A 20222-nucleotide genomic window follows, 5' to 3' on the forward strand; every position below is an offset into this window, starting at 1 on the left:
GTTCAGCGCCAGGTGACATAACTGCGATCCCTGCCGCACTGCAAGTAACTGTAATTATTGAAATAAGCCAGCGAGCGACGCCCGCCGCCGCTGTACATGATTTTGGTGATGGAGGCGTTCACAATGGACCAGTTCATACTGAACGCCGCGGGTGAAGACAGGCCAAGCACTTTCTGCAGTATCGCGGTAATAACGCCGCCAGAAGTCACGATGGCGATATTGCGGCCGCCGCCGACTTCCTCCAGTGTGGATTCAAATGTCTGAGCGGCCCTGTCGCTGAATGTCGACCAGGAATCCACGCCCTCCCATGAGTCTCTTTCCAGCCAGGCGGCAATCACCTTTTCAAACACTTTCTGAAAACTGCGCCGACGGTCGATATTTCCGCTCACAAAGGCCGCAGCATCCGCATCCCGTTGCGCCAGTTCAGGCAGCACTTTGGCCAATACAGCGACATGATCAAACTCATTGAAGCCATGGCTGCGAGCGACTTCCGCCTCTGCGTCCATCTCGTTGAGCGCAATGGAAGCGGTGTCTATCTGACGCTTCAGCAAACCGCTTCGCCATGCATCCAGATGCAAACCTTTTTCAGCCAGATAAGTCCCCAGCCTCTGCGCCTGAACACGTCCTAGCTCAGACAATTTGTCGTAATCGTTATCGCCGAAACTGGCTTGTCCATGGCGAATTAAATAGACCGCGCCCATCAACCAATCTCGCCCGTTAAGTCGCGTACAAAATCGTGTATGACCATGTAAGCCAAATCAGGACAGAGAAGACGCATGAATCTTGTCTCGCAAATAGCCGTCCAGATATTGCACGGCCTGTATAAAGCTGGCGAAACGTTTGTCCTGCGTCTGTCCGTGGTGGAAGCGGTAATAGATCTGCTGAATGATGACGACCAATCGGAACATGCCGTACACCTCATAAAAATCAAAGCTGGGAATACTTAGACCGGCTCGCTGCAGGTAATAGTCGACAATTTCCGCACGACTCATCATCCCCGGCAAGTGCGTGGGTTGACGCCGCAGCATATGCAAGGGGGCCGGGTCATCCCGTTGCACCCAATACGCCAGACTGTTGCCCAGGTCCATCAGCGGATCGCCAATGGTCGCCATTTCCCAGTCCAGCACGCCGATAATGTTCATCAGGTTGTTGGCGTCCAAAACCAGATTGTCAAAGCGATAGTCGTTATGCACCAGGCATTGTCGTATCTGTTTCGGCTTGTGCTGCTGCAGCCAGGCCATCACTTCTTCAAAGTCCGGCGCGTCATCCGTCCTGGAGCGTCGATAGCGATCACACCAACCATCAATCTGCCTCTCGACGTAATCGCCTTCCTTCAATAACTCTTTCAGGGGCGTGCTCTCCCAGTCCGCCTGATGCAGCTCGACCAGTCGATCCACCATGTTACGACACAGTGCGCGCTGATCCGCTTCACTGAACGGCATTCCCGCTGGCGGATCGCCACGCAGAATGACGCCTTTGAGGCGCTCCATGACGTAGAATTCGCCGCCAATAACGCTCTCGTCCTCACAAAACGCCACCATCGCTGGCACGTAGGGATATATCCCTCGCAAGCCCTGCATCACCCGATATTCCCGGCCCATATCGTGAGCAGACTTGGCCTTGCGCCCGAATGGCGGGCGGCGCAACACAAACTCTTGATCGGGATACTGCAGCAAATAAGTCAGATTAGAGGCGCCGCCCGGGAACTGCTGAATCCGCAGTTCGCCAGACAGCCCCTTCATATGCTGCTTGAGAAAGGCGTCTATCGCCGCTGCGTTAAGTTCTTCACCGGCGCGAACCGCACCCGCGCTATCAGCAAATGTTATTGCACTCATCCTACCGCTCGCCCTTTTTCCGTCGTTTCCACGCTGTCATCGCAGTCCTGCCGCTTCGCCAAAAGACGACGCCCCAAGGTCTTCATGCTTCGCAAATAGACTCCGGGCGCATATCTTTTCAACCACCACAACAGCCGGTAATTGGCGTGAGGCAAAATGTAGAAATGCTGTTTATCCACTCCTTCATATAAGCGTTCCGCCACATCCGCCGCGCTCAGCTTGGACCCTGCGAACAGCTTTTCCATGGTTTCTTTGAGTTTGGGGTTAGGAGAGCGCGCCGTACTCGCCAGCCCAGTCGAAAAGAAGCCGGGACAGACGACATTTACGCCAACGCCAAAGGGAGACAATTCACCCACCAGAGTTTCCGAGAGCGCCACGACGCCGGCTTTGGCGGCGTTATAGGAGCCCATCTCAGGGGCATGCACCAGTCCCGCCATGGAGGCGATATTAACGATCTGGCCGGAGCGCTGCCGTTTGAACAACGGCGCAAATTCTTTACAGCCGCGCACCACGCCCATGAGGTCAATATCGATCACCCATTCCCAGTCTTCCAGCGGCGCTTCGCCAATTCCGCCATGGGCCGCCACGCCGGCGTTATTCACCAGGATATCCAGACCGCCCCACAGCTCTACAATTTTGCGCCGCCAGGCCTGTATATCCCGTACCTTGATGACGTCTACATGCTGATAAAAGGCGCGGTTTTCGGGCAAACCCAGCGACGCAACGATGGCGTTTCCGGTGTCGTCCTGCACATCCGCAAAGGCCACCCGCCACCCACGGCTGAGAAAATGTCGGGCAGTGGCCAGTCCCAATCCACTGGCGGCGCCGGTTATCGCGACGCGCTTTTCTGGAAATCGATGCATATCCCCTCCTCTGGTCTATCGTTGGTATTTCTTAAGTTCATACTTGGCGATCAAAGCCCGATGCACTTCGTCGGGTCCGTCCGCCAAACGCAGCACTCGCGCATAGCCAAACAACGCCGTCAGCGGAAAATCATCGGAGACGCCGGCGCCGCCGTGCATCTGAATCGCCTGATCCACAATACGCTGACACAAACTCGGCGCTACAACCTTAATTTGCGAGATATCGCTCATCGCCGCAAACACACCGTATTTATCAATTTTATACGCCGCCTGCAGCGTCAGCAGGCGCGCCATTTCAATATCCATACGCGCGTTGGCGATAATGTCCGCATTCCCTCCCAGCTTCGCCAATGGCTTACCAAAAGCGACGCGGCTCAATGACCGCTCGCACATGAGCTGTAACGCCCGTTCCGCTGCGCCAATGGCGCGCATGCAGTGGTGAATGCGGCCCGGCCCCAATCGACCCTGAGCGATTTCAAACCCTCGTCCGGGACCGGCGATGATATTGGTTAAGGGGACGCGTACATTTTCGAAATGGACTTCGCCATGACCGTATGGCTCATCCAACTGACCGAACACCGGCAGCATGCGCTTCACATTCACACCCGGGGTGTTGCGCGGCACGATAACCATCGAATGACGTTGGTGACGATCGGCCTCAGGGTCAGTAACGCCCATAAAGATAAAAAATTCACAACGGGGATGGCCGGCGTTGGACGTCCACCATTTGCGGCCATTCACCACCACCTCATCCCCTTCAACGACAATGGTCGCCTGCATATTGGTGGCGTCGGAAGAAGCGATGTCCTTTTCCGTCATGGCGAACGCGGAGCGAATCTCTCCCGCCAGCAGAGGCTTTAGCCAGGCGTCCTGCTGCTCGCGGGAGCCATAGCGCGCCAATACCTCCATGTTGCCGGTGTCAGGCGCATTACAGTTGAAGACCTCAGGCGCTATAAACGACCATCCCATTTCCTCCGCCAGCGGCGCGTATTCCAGCGTGCTGAGTCCGGGGCCGTATTCCTCTTCCGGTAGAAACAGGTTCCACAAGCCTTCCTTCTTCGCTTCCGCTTTTAAGGTTTCCATGATCGGCGGTTGGGTCCAGGTCTGTCCGGGTTCGGCCAGATGGGCGTAATATTCTTGCTCCGCAGGTAAGACCCGGTCGCGGATAAAATCGCGAACTCGCTGAATGTAGCCCGCGGCGCGCGGTGAATGATCGAATTCCATTGCTCACCTCAAAATCAGAGTTTGGCCATTACAGACGAGCGCTTCTTTGCGCATCGCCCGCCGCGCTGGAAGCGCTTGAGTTAATGGCTAAACCATAGTCACCGCCATATAATTAAACAAATGAATAATAGAAATAGATAAATATAAAAATCATGCATATTAGCCGCATCGACCTGAACCTGTTTGTGGTGTTCGACGCTATTTATAGTGAAGGCGGCATCACTCGCGCATCGGAAGTGTTGCATTTGACCCAGCCAGCCGTGAGTCATGCTCTCAATCGTCTGCGGGAAGCGCTTGGCGATGAGCTGTTCATCCGCTCTTCCCGTGGTATGACGCCAACCCCTTACGCCCATCAATTAATCGGTACGGTGAGACAGGCGCTGAATCAGTTACAACGCGGTCTGCAACAGGGTCAGGAGTTCGCCCCTGCACAATTGGAAACCAGTTTCAGACTGTGCGTGCGGGACCTGTTCGATGTGCTGCTGTTACCAGCGCTAATCAAGAATTGCCGGGCGATCGCCCCGAGAGTGGTCTTTAACTGTCTGCGCTCGCCCCGCGAGCAGATCCTGCATGATCTGGCCAGCGGCCGCATTGATCTGGCGGCGGATGTGTTGATCAGCCACGACGACAGCATTTGTCATGAAAAACTGTTTGAAGATCGTTTGGCCTGTCTGTTGCGCAAAGACCATCCTGCCCTGGCCGGGGAATGGAATCTGGCGGAAATGTTGCGTTGGCCTCATGTGCAGGTTTCCTCCCGGGAGCATGGACCTGGATATGAAGACATCCAGTTATCCCGGCACGGCCTGCAGCGTAAACTGGGACTGCGCACCCCTCACTTTTACGGCGCGGCGTTGACGGCGGCCAGCAGCGATTTGGTCCTGTGCGCGCCGGAACAGGTTGCGCGGCGCCTAACGCAAACTATCCCATTGCAGGTCATGCCTTTTCCCCTGACTCTGAACCCATTGGAGACTTATCTCTACTGGCACAGATCCACAGATCGCGAACCCGCCCACATCTGGTTGCGAGAGCAAACACAACGAGCTTTGGCGCAAGGATTACAGGCGATTGAGACAGGCCAAATCTAACGTCAAACCTAGGGAAATAAGGGCTTCGGTATTCACCTACAGTAAAAGCAGGGTGGCTGAACCATACTTTTTAGCGTGTCAATTGTAGGGTTTAGAAGACACGGGAACGTTGGATTCCCAACGCACTCCATACCCTCTTGCATTTCCTTAATGTAGGCACAAAAGTGCTCTCCTGAGCGGGTTACTGCAGGCGCAAGCAGTCTCCCGCTTTTTTTGCGCCTGCAGTCAGATCACAAGCCTTGTTCGATGACCATTTTCCAGGTTGTGTAGAGAATCTGCGCGTCGTTGGCGGCGCGGTGAGTTTCCACGCCTAATGTCTCAATAGCGCGACGACGCGTCTCCGCCCAGTTGTTTACCTGTTGCGGAGCCAGAAGTGCGGCGATGGATTCCAGTTTAAAAGCGGGTTGTAGCTTGGCGGCCCGGAACAGACGATGCAGCCAAAAGCTGTCAAAGGTCCAGGCGTCGCAATAAACATGTTCGGGAAGCAATTCGTTGAGCGCATGCGCAACATCGACGACATTGACGCCTTCCTGCTGCAGTTGCTGGCGAGAGATGCCATGAATGGCGCAGGCGTCTTCAGACCAATCCGTCCACAAGGGGGCGGGACGCAGCAGCCAACTATGAATGGCGCCATCCGGCAGACAAACGCCCACTTCAATCGGATAACTGCAAATCAGATCCAAACTCGATGCTTCAAAATCGATAAAGCAGGGCTGTTGTTGTAATGCTTCTATCTGCGAAGCCATTGTCTCAAAAGACATATTCGGTTCGTTTTTCACATACTCCTCACGGCATCCTCTGTGCGGCGTCGTATCCGCCACGATCCCCTGTCGCAAGACGGGGCGCAAATACCGGCCACTTCAACAACGCGCCTTGTGGCGAACGGACCGATGTGGAGGACGTCGATCTTAAACACGGCGGAGCGCCTATCCCGCTCCGGCGTCGGCAAGTTCCTTTTCCAGCAGAATGACTGCGGCTTTAGCCGACGCTCCCGATATGGGCGTGTATATTATTTGGTCGCCGGCTACTTCAGGCCAGTAGACAAGCATACTCTGATCTTTAGCGCCGGAGGTATAGTAAATGACCGTAAGTATTCCAGGGCGCTCATCCGCGATGTACTTGATGGCGGCCTTGTCTGCGCGACTGGAGAGATCGATCAGCACCGGATCGGGATAACGGTCAAATTGCTCAGACTGCACCAACTCACTGGCGAGATAGTTGCGTAGACTGACGAAATCAGGATTATCCGGGAACAACAGCATCTCCTCCGCCAGACTGGCCACTCGCGCGGTCATCAACGCATTGTCTTCGGTGGAGGGATCGCTGAACTCGGGAGGTATGCCTGCCGCTGCGGCGGGCATCATGTTGAGCAGACTGGGCCAATCCTCCGCTTGCGCCGCCACCTCCCAGTTGCTGCGCTCTGGCGTCTGCAAATACGCCAGTCCGCCCCAGACTAATGCGCCGAGGATAAACATGCCGCCCTGACGGCGACGCCGCTTTTCTTCCGTTTTGATTTTGATCGGTTGACGGCGCATCTTTTCCGCGCCCAATCCAAGCATCGCCAGAGCGGCGATCAGGCAGAGTATGACTGCAAAAATCTGACCCAACAGGGCTAGCTGAACCGGACTCATATGCGTTCCCCCTTGGTACTTCTCTCGCCTGGGAGCGGAGATCGCGATGAAACGACGCCAAGGCGCGGCGCATCACGGGACGCCGCCCCTTCTTTTCTGTATAGCAGATTTTCCCCAAATTGCCGCTTTTCCAACGTCCGGATCAGGGCATGAACGGACGACAGCCACTATAGCCCGCGGTATAATGCGCTTTTGTTCTCTCACAAGCGGTAGGCAATGAATCAGTCTGATACGTCCCTTATTCCAAATCGCGCCGTCGCCATCTTCTCCGGCGGTATGGACTCATTCACTCTTCTCAACGAGTTAGTGGCGGAAGGCAAAGAAGTTTTCGCCCTCTCCTTCAATTATGGACAGCGACACAGCAAAGAGCTGGAATGCGCCAGGCAGGTATGCGAAAGCCTGAACGTCGCCCATAAGATCATCGACATCACCGCCATCAATTCGTTGCTGGCCGGCTCTTCTCTGACTGACGATATTCAAGTGCCGGAAGGGCACTATGAAGAAGAGAACATGAAGTCCACCGTAGTGCCTAATCGCAATATGATTCTGTTGTCTCTGGCGATTGGCTATGCCGTCTCACTCAAAGCCGAAGCCGTCTATTACGGCGCCCATGGCGGCGACCACGCCATCTACCCGGACTGCCGTCCGGCGTTCGTGGAAATCATGAGTGAAGCGTCCAAACTGGCCAACTACGAGCCGGTTGAAGTCCGCGCCCCGTATTTATACGAAACGAAAATTGAAATTTTGCGCAGAGGTCTGGCGTTGGGCCTGGATTACGGACAAACCTGGACGTGTTACAACGGCCGTGAAAAAGCCTGCGGTAAGTGCGGCTCCTGCGTCGAACGTCTGGAAGCCTTTGAAAAGAATGACGCGGTTGATCCCGTAGCGTATGAGTCTGTATGTACCGGGTAAAAGAAATTTTCTACACCCTGCAAGGGGAAGGGGCGCACCAAGGGCGCCCCGCCGTGTTCTGCCGCTTCAGCAAATGTAACCTGTGGACAGGACGTGAAAAGGACCGCGCCAGCGCTGTCTGCAACTTCTGTGATACGGATTTTGTCGGCGTGGACGGTCAGAATGGCGGCAAGTTCGCGACAGCGGAGGAACTGGCGGAACGCATTCTGTCATTCTGGCCGCAGGAAGAAGGCGAGCGCTTTGTCGTCTGCACTGGCGGCGAACCTCTGTTGCAACTGGATGAGCCGCTGATTGAGGCATTCCACGCCAAGGGCTTCGAAGTCGCAGTGGAAACCAACGGCACCCTGCCCGCTCCCGCCGGCATCGACTGGCTATGCTTGAGTCCCAAAGGCCGTGCGGAAGTAGTAATAAAAGAGTGCGACGAGCTCAAGCTGGTCTACCCGCAACCGGAAGCGCCGCCGGAACGCTTCGATGATATTTGCGCCGGCCGCTATTATCTGTCTCCCATGGCCAACCCGTTGGCGTTAGAGGGCGAAGATGAGCGCAAGATTCACAATACCAAGCTGGCGATGGATTTCTGTATGCGTTATCCAAAATGGCGCTTGAGCGTGCAGCTCCACAAAATATTAGGTATCGACTGATTCCGCCGATTAGCCATTACTGCGTATAGATCAACAGGGCGGACAGCTCCGACAATATTCATTTTCGACACGCTAACGGACGCCTAACTATGCAGGTCAGCGCCGCCCTCATTCCCGTCTTTATACTTATCCTCATCGGGTACGGCATGCGCCGCCTTAACTTTCCCGGCGACAGCTTCTGGCCGCCGGCGGAAAAGTTTCTTTACTACTTCCTGTTTCCCATGATGCTGGTGGATAAGCTCACCTACGCCAAACGGGACGGGCTGATGCTGGATCGTTTATTCCTGGCGATTCTATTGGCGTTTGTCATCGCATCTGCCTTGATGCTGGCGATACAACACTGGCGGCGTTGGTCAGGCTCTCGTTTCACGTCCGTTTATCAAGGCGCCGTACGCTTCAATTCCTATGTGGGATTGGCCGCCGTGCAGGCGTTGCAGGGCGATCAGGGGCTGGCGCTGGCGGCGTTATCCATGTCCATTATGATCCCACTGATCAATGTGCTGTGCATTGGAGCCTTCGCGCTTTATGTGGAGCAGTCAGCGCCCGGCTGGCGCGGCGTGGGCAAAGCAATCGTCACCAATCCACTGATACTGGGAAGTCTGGCGGGACTGACCTTCAACAGCCTGGGGATTGGTTTTCCTGACGCCGTCAACCAAGTATTAAAGCTGGTGGGTAATATGGCGCTACCATTGGGCTTGCTGTGCGTTGGCGCGGCTCTGGACTTGCGTAACCTGAAAGGCGCCGGCAGCTCGCTCATGATCAGCAGCGCTTTCAAACTGGGTTTGTTCCCGCTCATATTCGTCGGCAGCGCGTTGGCGTTGCAGCTACCGCCGCTCAATGTCGCAGTGTTCGCCATACTTGGCTGCCTGCCGACTGCGACAGCCTCCTATATCCTGGCGCGCCAGCTTGGCGGCGATGCGCCACTAATGGCGGGCATCATCAGCGCGCAAACGCTGATGGCCATGCTCACCATGCCGCTGGCGCTTTCCCTGCTGACGGCGGCGCTGCAGTGATGGGATTGAGCTAAACCGCTACAGAGCCGCCCTGCTTTTGCGCGCCAGCGCTTCGGCTTTTACCTTTGCGACCGGTTGCGGACTTCACTGTCACGGGAACGCCATTCAACGCCGCATTGCCGGACAGTGGATCAACCCATAGTTCGTCCGTCAGGTCGTTTACACTGACGCCCCCATGAGCACTGGCCGTGCGCCAGTTGACGCCGCTGCGCTTGTGTCCCCACCCATGGGGAATACTGACGACGCCGGGCATGATGTCGTCCGTCACCTCCACAGGCAGAACCACAACGCCCACCCGAGAGCGCACTTCCGCGTCTTCGCCGTCACGCACACCATAGCGGCTGGCGTCGCGGGGATGCATCAGCAACGTACACCGGTTTTTGCCCTTCACCAGACGATGACTATTGTGCAGCCAGGAATTATTGGAGCGAACATGGCGACGCCCGATCAACAGCAACGCGTCGTCCCCGCTTTCATTCAGTAGCGCTTTCACCCGGGACAGGTCGTTGAGATAAATCTTTGGCGCCAGGTTAATGCGCTTGTCCTTGGTGAACAGTCGCTGCGGCAGGCAGGGACGCAGAGGCCCAAGGTCCACGCCGTGCGGATGCTGTAGCAATGTCTTGATCGAGAGCCCTTTCGGCAGATCGCGATTTTCATCGCTCAAGGGGCCCTGTTTCCAGAGCTGTCGCAGCGGATGTCCGGGATGCAGCGCCTGCAACGCTCTCTCCAGGTAACCGGACCAGCGCTCCGACGCCGGCAGGTCGCGGCCATAGGGACCCAGCTGCAGATAGATATCCGCCAGACCATCTGGCCCCAGGCGTTTAAGCAGCTTGTACTTGATTTCCGCTTCAATAGACGAGCGCAAATCGCGACTGCTCAAACGCCGCGACAACTCCAGAAATATCTCCCAGTCGTGCAGCTCGTTGTCCTCTTTGGGAAACAGCGGCGGGGAGTATTTCACGGTGTTGCGCACCGCCAGCGCGGCGAACACAATATCGATATGGCTACGTTGCAAGGGACCAGCGGGTGGGAGAATGATATCCGCATGACGGGAGGTTTCGGTGACGTACATATCAATACTCACCATAAACTCCAGGGAATCGAACGCCGCGTCCAGCCGTCCGCCATTGGGTGAAGACAGCACAGGATTGCCCGCCACCACCACCATGGCTTTAATCTGCTCAGGCCCTTCGGTCAGGATCTCTTCCGCCAGTGTCGCCGCCGGTAGTTCGCCGCCAAATTCAGGCAAACCGCGCACGCTGCTGCGATAGCGATCAAAATGCCCTTTATGTCCGGACATCGCGCCGATGGCGGGAAGGTCAATGGCGGGCTGGGTAAACATCAGACCGCCGCGACGATCCAGATGGCCAGTCAATATATTGATGCAGTAAATCAACCAGACGCACAAGCCGCCATAGCGTTGCACGCTGACGCCCATCCGCCCGTATAAAACTGCCTGACGGGTCTGCGCAAGCTCTCTGGCCAGCTTCCGAATGTCGTCCGCCGCAACGCCTGTCGCTTCCGCGACGCGTTCGGCGGGATAAGCTTCTCCCGCCAATCTGAGTAGCTCCACATCCTCCGTGATATCGGCGAGATGGCCCAGATTGACCAGGTCTTCATCAAACAGGACGTTGATAATAGCCAGCAACAGCAACACATCCGTCCCAGGTCTGATAAAGATATGCTCGTCCGCTACTTTCGCTGTTTCCGCCTTACGCGGATCAATAGTGACGACTTTGCCCCCACGCTCACGAATGGCCTTGAGTCTGCGCTCAACGCCGCCTGCGCTCATCAGGCTGCCATTGGACGCCAGAGGATTGCCGCCAATGCAAACGAAAAGGTCGCAACGATCTATGTCAGGAACTGGAAACAGGCCCTGATTTCCAAACATGGTGAGATTGGCCAGCATATGCGGAAGCTGGTCGAGGGACGTGGCGGAAAAACGTTTTCTGGTGGCCAATGCGCGCAGAAAAGGCAGAATAAAAAGAGTATTGCCATGGTCATGCACGTTGGGGTTGCCCAGGTAGACTCCCAACGCATTGCGCCCATGCTCCTCACGCACTTGAATAAGGCGCTGCGCGGTATAATCCAGGGCTTCGCTCCAGGAAATTTCCTCCCAGCCATCTGTGGTGCGACGTAATGGTTGGCGCAAGCGGTCTGGATCATTCTGCAGATCTTGCAGCGCCACCGCTTTCGGACAGATAAACCCCTCGCTGAAGGGGTCCTCGGCGTCGCCTTTGATGCTGACTACTTCGTCGCCATGGGTTTCGATGCGCAGGCCGCACATGGCTTCGCACAGCGTGCAATTTCTAAAATGGAGTCGCCGGGATTCTTGTTCGGCGCCAGTATTCACAGTCATGCGCAGACCTCGCTCTTCTTGGTATTGTTATATCCAGTTCGGGAACCAAAGCTTTTTGGCTGACGCCAGCAGCGTCAAGCTGTTACTTTTTGTCTAACCTTTTTTTCATATTTACCGCTCAGGTCCCGATGCTTCAGAGTATGCGCCGCAACGCGGCGTAAGAACCATCATAAAAGTCCGCCACGCAACAGACCAATGGCCGAATAAGACATTTTTTAGGCCGAACCGCGGGACCACGGCGCTTTCACATCGCAACAGCAATACTTTTTTCACATAGTGCGGAAATTAATGTCGTTCTTTGCTGCACATGCGTCTACATTTTGCCTTTGCAAAACGTTATTTTGGGCGTCTGGCACTGTAAATGACGGACTCATAAGAAAAACGACTATTGAGAACGAGACAACCAACCGAACAAGAGGCCATCTGGCGAACCCTATGCCACAATTTCTTTTTGACATCGATCCAGGCTACCTCAGCCTACCTCAGCTGCAGCACCAGCTAAATATGCTGCAGGGAGCCATCAGGAAACCGGAAAAAATCCAGCAGGATCCCCATCTGAAGTCGTGGCGGGGACACGTTGACGCATTGATGACCATGTATAACCTGGTGGTCAGTGAGATTAATCTGCGGCAGAACAGCACCCTTCCTTATATTCACGCCTCAGGCGAATCCTTGATCTGGCCCGCTCGCCCCGGCATGCCAGTGGAAGAGCAATGGCCGCAAGCGGAAGCCGGCGCGCGTCTTCCCAGTCCTCGCAACGACCAGGCCCTGTGGGCGCAGCATAAATACTCGGTCATGGCGCGTAATCAAGGCATGTATCAATCCCTTGGCCGCGCCGTCGCCGCCCGAGAAATCGCCTTGGGCGATCTGGCGGAAGAACTGGTCGCCGCCCTGCGCGTGCCGCCTCCTCTGGGAGGTTTACGCAACGCGGTCTGGCATATGTGGGGCTATATTTCCCAGTTTTCCCAGCTCAAACCGGACAATACGCCTCTTCCAACCGTGTTCCGGGAGATTCAGCTGCTGGCGGGCAAACATCAGTCCGCCTATCTGCTAAACTCCACGGCTTTGGGCGAACTAGCCTATTGGTGTTGGTTATTCGAAGGTAAACATTAATGCTGCAGTTGCATCATCGCGTTCAGGGAAACACTCAGGAATCTGCTGGAGACAAAACGCCCCTCGTTTTAATCCACGGCCTGTTCGGCTCTATGGAAAATCTGGGCGGCATCGCCCGATTGCTTGCCGATAATTTTGTCATTCACTCCCTGGACATGCGCAATCACGGCCGCTCGCCTCATGCGCAGATGATGGACTACTCCCTCATGGCGGCGGACGTCATCCGCTACATGGACAATGCAGGCATCGCCAAAGCCCACCTGCTGGGACACTCCATGGGCGGCAAGACCGCCATGCAGATTGCGCTGGAATACCCTCAGCGCGTTGAAAAACTGATCGTGGCGGACATTGCGCCAGTCGCCTATCCACCCCATCACAAAGACATTCTCGCCGGGCTTACGGCACTGGACCCTGCGTCGCTATCCTCCCGACAGGAGGCCGACGAGCTGGTCAAACCCTACGTGCCGGAGCTGCCGGTGCGTCAGTTTCTGCTGAAGAATCTGCAGAAAGGCGTAGACGGACGCTTTTCTTGGCGCATGAATTTACCGGCGATTCAGCAGAACTACATGAATATCATGGCGGGCCAGGATGCACAGCAGCCTTTCCCGGGACCCGTCTTGTTTGTCAAGGGTGGAAACTCCGACTACATCCAGCCCAAGCATCGTGAGCATATAGCGCGTTTGTTTCCCGCGGCGGGCTTGCGGGTCATTCCGCATACGGGACACTGGCTGCACGCGGAGAAGCCGGAACTCTTCGCTCGCGTGGCTGAACGTTTCCTGATGAACGAGGATTCCGAATGAGCAAACGCATATTCATCATCTACACCGGCGGCACCATTGGCATGGTGCGCTCCCCACAAGGCTATGTGGCCGTCAGCGGCCTGCAGAAGCTGATCGATGAAAAGATTCCTCCGCGCCTGTCGATGGACATGCCGGATTACGACCTCTTCGAATATCCAGACCCCATCGACAGCAGCAATATCAGACCGCCGGAATGGGCCCGTATCGCCAAAGACATCCGCGACCGCTATGACGATTACGACGGCTTCGTCGTTTTGCACGGCACCGATACCATGGCTTACACCGCCTCGGCGTTGTCCTTCCTGTTACGGGATCTGACCAAACCCGTCATCGTCACCGGCTCTCAAATTCCCCTTAGCGAACTGCGCAATGACGCCCAGACCAACTTGGTGACCGCGATTGAACTCGCCAGTTCCTACACTATTCCTGAGGTTTGCCTGTACTTTAATGGCGTATTGCTGCGAGGGAACCGTAGCAGCAAATTGCTCGCCACGGGTTTTGAAGCTTTCGCCAGCCCAAATTATCCCCATCTCGCCGATGTCGGTATCTATATTGAGCTGAATCAACACGCGCTACTGCCTGTTCCCGATAAGATCTGCTTCGAGCTGCCGGATTATAACTTCGCCCAGGTGCGCGTATTGTCGTTGTATCCTGGGATTGAAGCGGAAGTCATCGAGGCGATGACGCAGACGCCCTGTCGCGCGCTGATATTGCGCACCTATGGCGTCGGCAACGGACCCAGTCTCGATAAGCCTTTCCTGCAAGCGCTGGAGCAAGCCCATAAACGCGGCGTAGTTCTAACGAGCCTGACCCAGTGCACTTCCGGCAGCGTCAATCTGGGTAGTTACGCCGCCGGCTCGGAGCTGGCGAAGACCGGCCTGTTGGGAGGCGGAGATATGACCGTGGAAGCGGCCTTCGCCAAACTGCATCATTTGTGCGCCCTGGGCCTAAGCAGTGACGATATTCGGACGGCAATGAGCAAGCCTCGCGCCGGAGAAATTACGGCGAAGAAAAATCAATAAAATCAAATAGATAAAGAATAGCTTGCGTAAAGTCCGGTTTTGACACATGCTTGCACACTCAACAGCGGGTACGTAGATCCACGTATCAAACGTTGGACCTAAGGGCCCGAGCAAAATAAGAAGAAGTACATCAAGCCTCACCATTAACTCAACGCGAGGTTGACATGGCTCAAAACCAACCAAAAGCTAGCTTGCCTGCTATCATCGATGTGGAAGCCTCTGGTTTCGGCCGGGGCAGCTACCCCATCGAAGTAGGTTTTATTCGCGCGGATGGATTTTCTTATTGCAGTTTGATCAAACCACAACCTACCTGGACGGATTGGGATGAAAACGCCCAACAGGCTCACGGCGTCAGCCGACAGACCCTGGCCGCCCGGGGTAAAGATGTACGGGACGTGGCCCGGGATCTTAACGCCCAATTAGCTGGGCAAACCATCTATAGCGACGCCTGGGGACAGGATTTCGCCTGGTTGTCTCTGCTGTTCGCAGAAGCTGGCGTACCGATGGAGTTTAAAGTAGAGCCGCTCAGTATGCTGATGTCGGAAACGCAGAAATCAGTTTGGGGCGCAACCCGCGCCAGAGTCGAACAAATGCTGGGACTACCTCGTCACCGCGCCAGCGGCGACGCCCGTATTCTGCAGATGACCTACCACTGGTCCAGTGGCTCAGAGCAATGCCGATCTCAACACGCCGCGCTAGGCGCAGCCTGAGGTTAACGATCTCTATAAACCGGCGTAGACCCGGTATGACGACATAAAATCAGAAACGTAAGTGCAGCGGATAGCCTGAATGACCTGAACTCTCAGGTCATTCAGGATTTAACTGAAGCAACGAAAGACCTCACTCCTTGCGCAGTTCAACCATCGACATGATTTTTTTGGCGTCTGTTAGCATGCGCTCCAGTCTTATGCTCGCATCGCCTGGTTCAAAGTTGATTTGAAAACGCACAGTGAGATAAAAGTTTTCATTTAAGGGGTAAGCCCAATAATAACTACGCTTGGCGCCTGTCGTTCCCTCCCCCACTAAGTAGTATGCAAGCCAACTGACATTGTTTATATCAACAACCTCATAGTTATCAGGTAGCTGTACTAGATATTGCTGGGGAACAGCGCCATTTGTAAAAGGGTCGTTCTTAAACCTTTCTCGCGCCCGCCAGTTAATACCGCCATCGCCTTCTGTCTCATAATAGTCCCAGAAGTCTTGCCTCAAATAAGACTCTAAATTTAAGAGGTCATTAGGAACTAAGCGCTTGGCATGAGCAGTTTGATTGACGTCTATATTTAAGCTTAAGTCGCCAAGCTGTCCCATCGTCCCTTGGAGGAAGAGCCCTCTGTATGACCACCACTCAAAACCAATAGAAATACAGCGCCGGTTAAACACTTGCCCGAACATACTTTCAAGCATGTCTTGTCGAAGGTTAACCACATCTGGCTTTTTCTCCCTCTCTTTAGTGGGCAGGTGGACATTGCCGGGGAGCTGGCAATGCAGCATGTAATCGCCAGTTCTGCAGTTTAGTGGCGTTAATTGTCCAAAGTCTGGCCCTTTCCCTGTTATAAAAGGCATCAGTAGCTTTTTAATCATCACCCTAGACTCAACCTTTTTTGTTCTTGAATGACACGATTGGCTTCATCCTCGTATCCATTCATTTGCAGATGACGAATGCTACATTCCAAACTAAGAAAAGGTAACGTGTGGGGACTCGTCTGCATTGGGTTTTTATCACTAACCACCAACTTCGCAAACTGGTAGCAGCGACGTATTGAAGACCAGGACCAATTATTTCCACCAGCTAGATTAGGCACAAAATCAAACGGGCTGTCTCTGTCCATATCGACAACTTCAAGTTTGGCTGAGTCAAATGCTTTAGCAGCACGCCTTTTCTTGTTCCCTCCAGCATGAATAGCTACTTTTTGACCTTCCAGAGTAACCCCCATTCGATTTACCAACTCCACCGCACGACTGAAAATGATACCGCCTTGGCTATGACATACCCATTTAACGGTGCGTCCCTTTCTTTGACAGTCCACCATAATTGCTGCGAGTTGTTTGGCGGCTTTCGAGCTTCCGATCTTGTCCTGGATACACTCGAAAACATCTTGGACAAACCCTTGAGTCGGGTTATGGAAGAGCGTATACCGACTAATCTGATCATCCCAGTATGCAGTATCCAGATGCACTCCCATTAACCATCGAGCCTTATCTAACGGATTTTGCATACCATTTACCGCGGCGTGATCCGTTTTAATTTCAATGACTCCTATGGGCTCTCCCCATGCTCCGGTTAAATCCTGAATATCTTGCGCTGAAGAGTACTCGTCGTATCTGACTGATGATTTACGTGAGATTTCATATAAACATGTCTGTTCTTGGGACACTGGATTTTTATAGCCAATGGCTTCGTTATTCAACCCAATCGCATTAACCACAATCTTCTCCGAGTTCACGGAGTAGACCAGATTAAGAATCCCCGCCGCTGCGATGGCGTCGGTCTTTGAGCGCATGGCCATAGGCCGGGTTTTCAGGCCGCCGGAGGTGAGTCCATAACCGCCTTCGGAGACGATTTTGGATAGGGCGCGATAGACTTCGTTTTTCTGATAATCGTTCAAATTGAGTAGAAACTGGTTTGCTTCACGGGTGATGAACACCTGCTTGCCATGACGCTTTCTGCGCAGGCTCCAGCTAGTCTGAGGGTATTCCAACGGGATAAGTTGGTGAGAGGGAGGCAGAGTCCGTTCCTGCATGATACTGTCCTTGTAATAACCAGAAAGGCAATAATTCTAGTTAGTGGACAGTAAATAACCATCGTCTAAGCGCCCGAGGTCTTTGGGCTGATGGGGTATACCCTAGGGAAATTGTAAATTAGAGACTTATTTACAAATACTGTTAATCTTCTTTCAGAAACGCCTGTAAAGTGGCTTGCAACGCTTCCTCGTCCTTCAATTCACACTCCCACAATACCAGGCAACGCCACCCCAGATTATGCAGCGCTTCGTAGCCGCGTCGATCGCGCTCAATGTTGCGACCGATTTTCTTGATCCAGTACTCCGCGTTGGTCTTTGGCATACGAGCGCCGCGTTTGCAGGGGTGTCCATGCCAGAAGCAGCCATGGATGAAGATCACTTTTTTGCGGGATCGAAAGACAATATCAGGCTTGCAGGGCAGATCGCCCGCATGCAGTCGGTAACGATAACCGAGGGAGTGGAGCAGTTTGCGAACTTTCAGCTCGGGGGTAGTGTCTTTCGACTTCACCGCCGCCATGATTTCGCTTCGCTTCATATCGCTAGCCACCCCGCCCCCTCTGCTGAATCCAGCTCCTGCGTCAGGCAGTACTGGAGGCGAACAAGTCCGCCTGAATACTCTCCTTACGGCTCTCCCGCAACGCCAGCGTGTGATATATCGGCTCCAGGCAATGACGGGCGATCCACTCAATAGCCGGCACGCATACCGCATCGCCAAAGCCGAACAATGCCTGGTTGACGCCAACGCTGATGGGAAAGTCCGACGCGCCTTGAAGTCGCGCATATTCAACTGGAGACATCCAACGCATCTTCAGTTTTCCCTTGCCCGCGACAAACACCATCTGCCGGCTGCTGCCCCCTCTTGGCGTACGCAAACAGCCTGCAATGCCGTCCGTACGTATTTCCGTTCTTGATTCGCCATTACGCACCCGGCGATACATACCGCCGACGCTGAATTCGTCCTGACGCTTCAATTCACTGAGCACATTCTGGTGCCCGGCGCTCATCTCATTCCAGTGTTTCTTGACCTGCTCCGGCTCCCACCACTCACCCGCGTCAACATCGATCAGGTCTCTCAGATTGGTCTTGACCGGCGGCAGGTCTTTAACGTCCTGGCAGAACAGACCGGTGGCCAAGTTCATGCCCAACAAAGCCGCTCTGACACTCTTGGGGCGTATCCCTTCCTGGGCGTCGATACGGCGGCGCCATTCCGAATCGGCGACGCCAACCACATCGTCGGGTTTCAGGCTGTGGCCATCCGGCAGCGCTTCCTGCAGGCAGCCAAGAATGAATATCCGCGGGCGGCTTTGCGGTACAAAATGCTTGGCGTCCACAGAGAAGGCGTCGATCCAGTAGCCTAGATCCGCCAGTTCCTGACAGGCCGCCTGAAAATCCCGCCCCTTGTTGGCGGTCAGGAACCCCATGACATTCTCGATCAGCACCATTTTGGGCTGACGGCCTTTTTCCTTCAGCCCCCTTAACGCCGCAGCAAAACCATAAAACGTGCCGGATTCGTCCCCGGACAAACCACTGCGCTTGCCTGCTAATGACAGGTCTACGCAGGGAAAAGAGGCCGTCGCCAACAAGGGAGTCTGCTCAATCCGCTCTACAACCTCGTCGGTCTCCCAGACATCGCCGATGTGATAGTAGCGGGCGTCGCCAAAGCGATCGCGATACATATGGTATTTCTTGGGATCGATATCGTTGGCGTACTCGCACCGCCAACCAGTTCCCACTAATCCGGCGTGCATCAAACCAATGCCGGCGAAAAATTCTATAAACGTCTTATCGCTCATTATTCTGGACTGCTTTGAGGGAAAACCCGGAAAGATTAGGGGAAACACATCGGATAGCCAAGGTCTATCGCTCTGGACAAGCCTTTTTGTTGGATGACCATCTTGTTAATCAGCGCCTTAGCGGTTGCTATTTGCCATGGGCTGCCTTTCAATAATTGCTGAATTCCCGAACGCCACTGTGCGGCGACACGCCGCTGAAGACAGTGCCGACATACGCGAGCCGCTTCATTACAGACTAATAGAAGGGCTCTCGTTGTCCATCAGATTAACAGCAACGGAGTCATCGCCGACCATGTCGAGCAAGATTACGCTAACGCCCGGAACGCTGCCCGAACGGCTGCGGCAGGTTTCAGAAAGCGCCCAGGCCAGCGGCGCACTGGTTTCCCTTCCCACGCAAGAGGAAATCTATCCAGACGAAGGCGTCCCTTTCGTTCTGCGATTGCTGACAAACCTTGAACGTAAGAACGCCAACGCCACCTTGCAGGAAGACGGCTCCGCGCCCAAAACCACCGTCAATCCGTTTCTGCCTTATGACGAGGCGCTATACGTAGGACACATTAACGATGACTACGTCTGTCTCCTCAACAAGTTCAACGTATTGCCGAATCACTTTTTGATGGTGACGGCCCAATTCGAAGAACAAAGCGAAGCGCTCAGCCTGTCTGACATGCAAGCGCTGCATTGGTCGTTGCAGGAGGTGGATGGTCTGGTGTTCTTCAACGGCGGCAAACTGGCGGGGGCAAGCCAAAGACACAAACACTTGCAGACGATTCCGTTGCCACTGTCCTCCCACTTAAGGGATAACAAAACGCCGCTGGATGCTTTTCTGGCGTCGTCGCCCAAGGCCGAAGAGTCGCTGCCATTTCGCCACAGGTTCGTACACTTCTCTGATCCGCTTCCTGAACCGGCCGCATTGTACGCAACTTACCGCCAATGGCTTCTGGAATTGGGCCTAGTTACTACGCCCAATTCGCCGCCCGCTCCCTACAATCTACTGGCTACTCGCCGCTGGATGATGTTAACGCCTCGCCGTAACGAGCGCTTTCAGGGAATCTCCATAAACGCCCTCGGGTTTGTCGGCGCCTTGTTGTGCGGAAAGGAAGAGCAACTCGCCACCATTAAGGCGGCAGGCCCCATGAACGTGCTGCGGGAAGCCGCTTTTCCGCCTGACTAACCTTACCGACAAGGAG

Annotated in this window: 20 protein-coding genes; 9 read left to right on the top strand and 11 right to left on the bottom strand. The window is 54.7% G+C overall.

Annotation, left to right across the window (positions count from 1 at the left end):
- Positions 1 to 2 precede the first annotated feature (2 nt).
- Genes ACQYWX_RS29050 through ACQYWX_RS29065 form a run of 4 tightly spaced genes read right to left on the bottom strand, consistent with a single transcriptional unit; the run spans position 3 to position 3922 of the window.
- On the bottom strand, positions 3 to 701 hold the full coding sequence (locus ACQYWX_RS29050; protein ID WP_431687228.1) for a histidine phosphatase family protein: 699 nt from the start codon (positions 699 to 701) through the stop codon (positions 3 to 5).
- 57 nt (positions 702 to 758) lie between these two features.
- Positions 759 to 1835 carry a phosphotransferase gene (locus tag ACQYWX_RS29055; RefSeq protein WP_431687229.1) on the bottom strand — a complete coding sequence of 359 codons (1077 nt, stop codon included), beginning with the start codon at positions 1833 to 1835 and terminating at the stop codon, positions 759 to 761.
- Positions 1832 to 2698 (bottom strand): SDR family oxidoreductase, encoded by an 867-nt coding sequence (locus ACQYWX_RS29060; RefSeq protein ID WP_431687230.1) that lies wholly within the window; start codon positions 2696 to 2698, stop codon positions 1832 to 1834. The genes ACQYWX_RS29055 and ACQYWX_RS29060 overlap by 4 nt, the downstream gene beginning before the upstream one ends.
- A 15-nt stretch (positions 2699 to 2713) precedes the next feature.
- Entirely contained in the window at positions 2714 to 3922 is a 1209-nt protein-coding gene (locus ACQYWX_RS29065; RefSeq protein ID WP_431687231.1) for an acyl-CoA dehydrogenase family protein, read from the bottom strand.
- A 152-nt stretch (positions 3923 to 4074) separates the two neighbouring features.
- On the opposite strand from ACQYWX_RS29065, the gene ACQYWX_RS29070 reads away from it, so the two are divergent.
- Complete coding sequence (locus ACQYWX_RS29070) at positions 4075 to 5007, top strand: LysR family transcriptional regulator (protein WP_431687232.1); 933 nt, start codon at positions 4075 to 4077, stop codon at positions 5005 to 5007.
- Positions 5008 to 5237: 230 nt separating this feature from the next.
- On the opposite strand, the gene ACQYWX_RS29075 is transcribed toward ACQYWX_RS29070, so the two are convergent.
- Together ACQYWX_RS29075 and ACQYWX_RS29080 are read right to left on the bottom strand one after the other, a co-directional pair.
- Entirely contained in the window at positions 5238 to 5768 is a 531-nt protein-coding gene (locus ACQYWX_RS29075) for a hypothetical protein (protein ID WP_241566918.1), read from the bottom strand.
- 165 nt (positions 5769 to 5933) lie between these two features.
- Entirely contained in the window at positions 5934 to 6638 is a 705-nt protein-coding gene (locus ACQYWX_RS29080) for a hypothetical protein (RefSeq protein WP_431687233.1), read from the bottom strand.
- Between the two features lie 216 nt (positions 6639 to 6854).
- Here ACQYWX_RS29080 and queC point away from each other — a divergent pair, with 216 nt between their 5' ends.
- From queC to ACQYWX_RS29095, 3 genes are all read left to right on the top strand, one after another.
- Positions 6855 to 7550 carry a 7-cyano-7-deazaguanine synthase QueC gene (queC, locus tag ACQYWX_RS29085; protein ID WP_216736091.1) on the top strand — a complete coding sequence of 232 codons (696 nt, stop codon included), beginning with the start codon at positions 6855 to 6857 and terminating at the stop codon, positions 7548 to 7550.
- Positions 7538 to 8191, top strand: a complete 654-nt coding sequence (queE, locus tag ACQYWX_RS29090) for a 7-carboxy-7-deazaguanine synthase (RefSeq protein ID WP_216736090.1) — start codon at positions 7538 to 7540, stop codon at positions 8189 to 8191. Before queC ends, queE begins: the two co-directional genes overlap by 13 nt.
- 89 nt (positions 8192 to 8280) lie before the next feature.
- Positions 8281 to 9204, top strand: a complete 924-nt coding sequence (locus tag ACQYWX_RS29095; RefSeq protein ID WP_216736089.1) for an AEC family transporter — start codon at positions 8281 to 8283, stop codon at positions 9202 to 9204.
- A gap of 10 nt (positions 9205 to 9214) precedes the next feature.
- On the opposite strand, the gene ACQYWX_RS29100 is transcribed toward ACQYWX_RS29095, so the two are convergent.
- Complete coding sequence (locus ACQYWX_RS29100) at positions 9215 to 11563, bottom strand: molybdopterin oxidoreductase family protein (RefSeq protein ID WP_431687234.1); 2349 nt, start codon at positions 11561 to 11563, stop codon at positions 9215 to 9217.
- A gap of 435 nt (positions 11564 to 11998) precedes the next feature.
- On the opposite strand from ACQYWX_RS29100, the gene ACQYWX_RS29105 reads away from it, so the two are divergent.
- The 4 genes from ACQYWX_RS29105 (at position 11999) to ACQYWX_RS29120 (ending at position 15208) form a co-directional block, all read left to right on the top strand.
- Entirely contained in the window at positions 11999 to 12676 is a 678-nt protein-coding gene (locus tag ACQYWX_RS29105) for a DUF1722 domain-containing protein (protein ID WP_164887409.1), read from the top strand.
- Positions 12676 to 13476 (top strand): alpha/beta fold hydrolase, encoded by an 801-nt coding sequence (locus tag ACQYWX_RS29110; protein ID WP_431687235.1) that lies wholly within the window; start codon positions 12676 to 12678, stop codon positions 13474 to 13476. Before ACQYWX_RS29105 ends, ACQYWX_RS29110 begins: the two co-directional genes overlap by 1 nt.
- Positions 13473 to 14498, top strand: coding sequence for an asparaginase (gene ansA, locus ACQYWX_RS29115; RefSeq protein WP_431687236.1), 1026 nt, complete (start codon positions 13473 to 13475; stop codon positions 14496 to 14498). The genes ACQYWX_RS29110 and ansA overlap by 4 nt, the downstream gene beginning before the upstream one ends.
- 164 nt (positions 14499 to 14662) lie before the next feature.
- A complete protein-coding gene (locus tag ACQYWX_RS29120; protein WP_216736086.1) occupies positions 14663 to 15208 on the top strand; it encodes a 3'-5' exonuclease in 546 nt (181 codons plus the stop codon).
- Positions 15209 to 15338: 130 nt separating this feature from the next.
- Here ACQYWX_RS29120 and ACQYWX_RS29125 read toward each other — a convergent pair whose 3' ends face one another.
- From ACQYWX_RS29125 to ACQYWX_RS29140, 4 genes are all read right to left on the bottom strand, one after another.
- On the bottom strand, positions 15339 to 16079 hold the full coding sequence (locus tag ACQYWX_RS29125) for a hypothetical protein (protein ID WP_431687237.1): 741 nt from the start codon (positions 16077 to 16079) through the stop codon (positions 15339 to 15341).
- Entirely contained in the window at positions 16079 to 17239 is a 1161-nt protein-coding gene (locus ACQYWX_RS29130; RefSeq protein ID WP_431687238.1) for a hypothetical protein, read from the bottom strand. The genes ACQYWX_RS29125 and ACQYWX_RS29130 overlap by 1 nt, the downstream gene beginning before the upstream one ends.
- A gap of 142 nt (positions 17240 to 17381) precedes the next feature.
- On the bottom strand, positions 17382 to 17774 hold the full coding sequence (locus tag ACQYWX_RS29135) for a very short patch repair endonuclease (protein ID WP_431687239.1): 393 nt from the start codon (positions 17772 to 17774) through the stop codon (positions 17382 to 17384).
- A 43-nt stretch (positions 17775 to 17817) separates the two neighbouring features.
- Complete coding sequence (locus ACQYWX_RS29140) at positions 17818 to 19032, bottom strand: DNA cytosine methyltransferase (RefSeq protein ID WP_279501222.1); 1215 nt, start codon at positions 19030 to 19032, stop codon at positions 17818 to 17820.
- Between the two features lie 292 nt (positions 19033 to 19324).
- On the opposite strand from ACQYWX_RS29140, the gene ACQYWX_RS29145 reads away from it, so the two are divergent.
- Positions 19325 to 20206: an ATP adenylyltransferase family protein gene (locus tag ACQYWX_RS29145; RefSeq protein WP_431687240.1), complete on the top strand. Its 882-nt coding sequence runs from the start codon at positions 19325 to 19327 to the stop codon at positions 20204 to 20206.
- Positions 20207 to 20222 lie beyond the last annotated feature (16 nt).

This window comes from Hahella sp. NBU794 (assembly GCF_050749805.1).
Taxonomy (GTDB): domain Bacteria; phylum Pseudomonadota; class Gammaproteobacteria; order Pseudomonadales; family Oleiphilaceae; genus Hahella.

Coding starts and splice junctions, on each gene's coding strand:
- ACQYWX_RS29050 (WP_431687228.1), bottom strand. CDS start 701: ATGGGCGCGGTCTATTTAATTCGCCATGGACAAGCCAGTTTCGGCGAT.
- ACQYWX_RS29055 (WP_431687229.1), bottom strand. CDS start 1,835: ATGAGTGCAATAACATTTGCTGATAGCGCGGGTGCGGTTCGCGCCGGT.
- ACQYWX_RS29060 (WP_431687230.1), bottom strand. CDS start 2,698: ATGCATCGATTTCCAGAAAAGCGCGTCGCGATAACCGGCGCCGCCAGT.
- ACQYWX_RS29065 (WP_431687231.1), bottom strand. CDS start 3,922: ATGGAATTCGATCATTCACCGCGCGCCGCGGGCTACATTCAGCGAGTT.
- ACQYWX_RS29070 (WP_431687232.1), top strand. CDS start 4,075: ATGCATATTAGCCGCATCGACCTGAACCTGTTTGTGGTGTTCGACGCT.
- ACQYWX_RS29075 (WP_241566918.1), bottom strand. CDS start 5,768: ATGTCTTTTGAGACAATGGCTTCGCAGATAGAAGCATTACAACAACAG.
- ACQYWX_RS29080 (WP_431687233.1), bottom strand. CDS start 6,638: ATGAGTCCGGTTCAGCTAGCCCTGTTGGGTCAGATTTTTGCAGTCATA.
- queC (WP_216736091.1), top strand. CDS start 6,855: ATGAATCAGTCTGATACGTCCCTTATTCCAAATCGCGCCGTCGCCATC.
- queE (WP_216736090.1), top strand. CDS start 7,538: ATGTACCGGGTAAAAGAAATTTTCTACACCCTGCAAGGGGAAGGGGCG.
- ACQYWX_RS29095 (WP_216736089.1), top strand. CDS start 8,281: ATGCAGGTCAGCGCCGCCCTCATTCCCGTCTTTATACTTATCCTCATC.
- ACQYWX_RS29100 (WP_431687234.1), bottom strand. CDS start 11,563: ATGACTGTGAATACTGGCGCCGAACAAGAATCCCGGCGACTCCATTTT.
- ACQYWX_RS29105 (WP_164887409.1), top strand. CDS start 11,999: ATGCCACAATTTCTTTTTGACATCGATCCAGGCTACCTCAGCCTACCT.
- ACQYWX_RS29110 (WP_431687235.1), top strand. CDS start 12,676: ATGCTGCAGTTGCATCATCGCGTTCAGGGAAACACTCAGGAATCTGCT.
- ansA (WP_431687236.1), top strand. CDS start 13,473: ATGAGCAAACGCATATTCATCATCTACACCGGCGGCACCATTGGCATG.
- ACQYWX_RS29120 (WP_216736086.1), top strand. CDS start 14,663: ATGGCTCAAAACCAACCAAAAGCTAGCTTGCCTGCTATCATCGATGTG.
- ACQYWX_RS29125 (WP_431687237.1), bottom strand. CDS start 16,079: ATGATTAAAAAGCTACTGATGCCTTTTATAACAGGGAAAGGGCCAGAC.
- ACQYWX_RS29130 (WP_431687238.1), bottom strand. CDS start 17,239: ATGCAGGAACGGACTCTGCCTCCCTCTCACCAACTTATCCCGTTGGAA.
- ACQYWX_RS29135 (WP_431687239.1), bottom strand. CDS start 17,774: ATGAAGCGAAGCGAAATCATGGCGGCGGTGAAGTCGAAAGACACTACC.
- ACQYWX_RS29140 (WP_279501222.1), bottom strand. CDS start 19,032: ATGAGCGATAAGACGTTTATAGAATTTTTCGCCGGCATTGGTTTGATG.
- ACQYWX_RS29145 (WP_431687240.1), top strand. CDS start 19,325: ATGTCGAGCAAGATTACGCTAACGCCCGGAACGCTGCCCGAACGGCTG.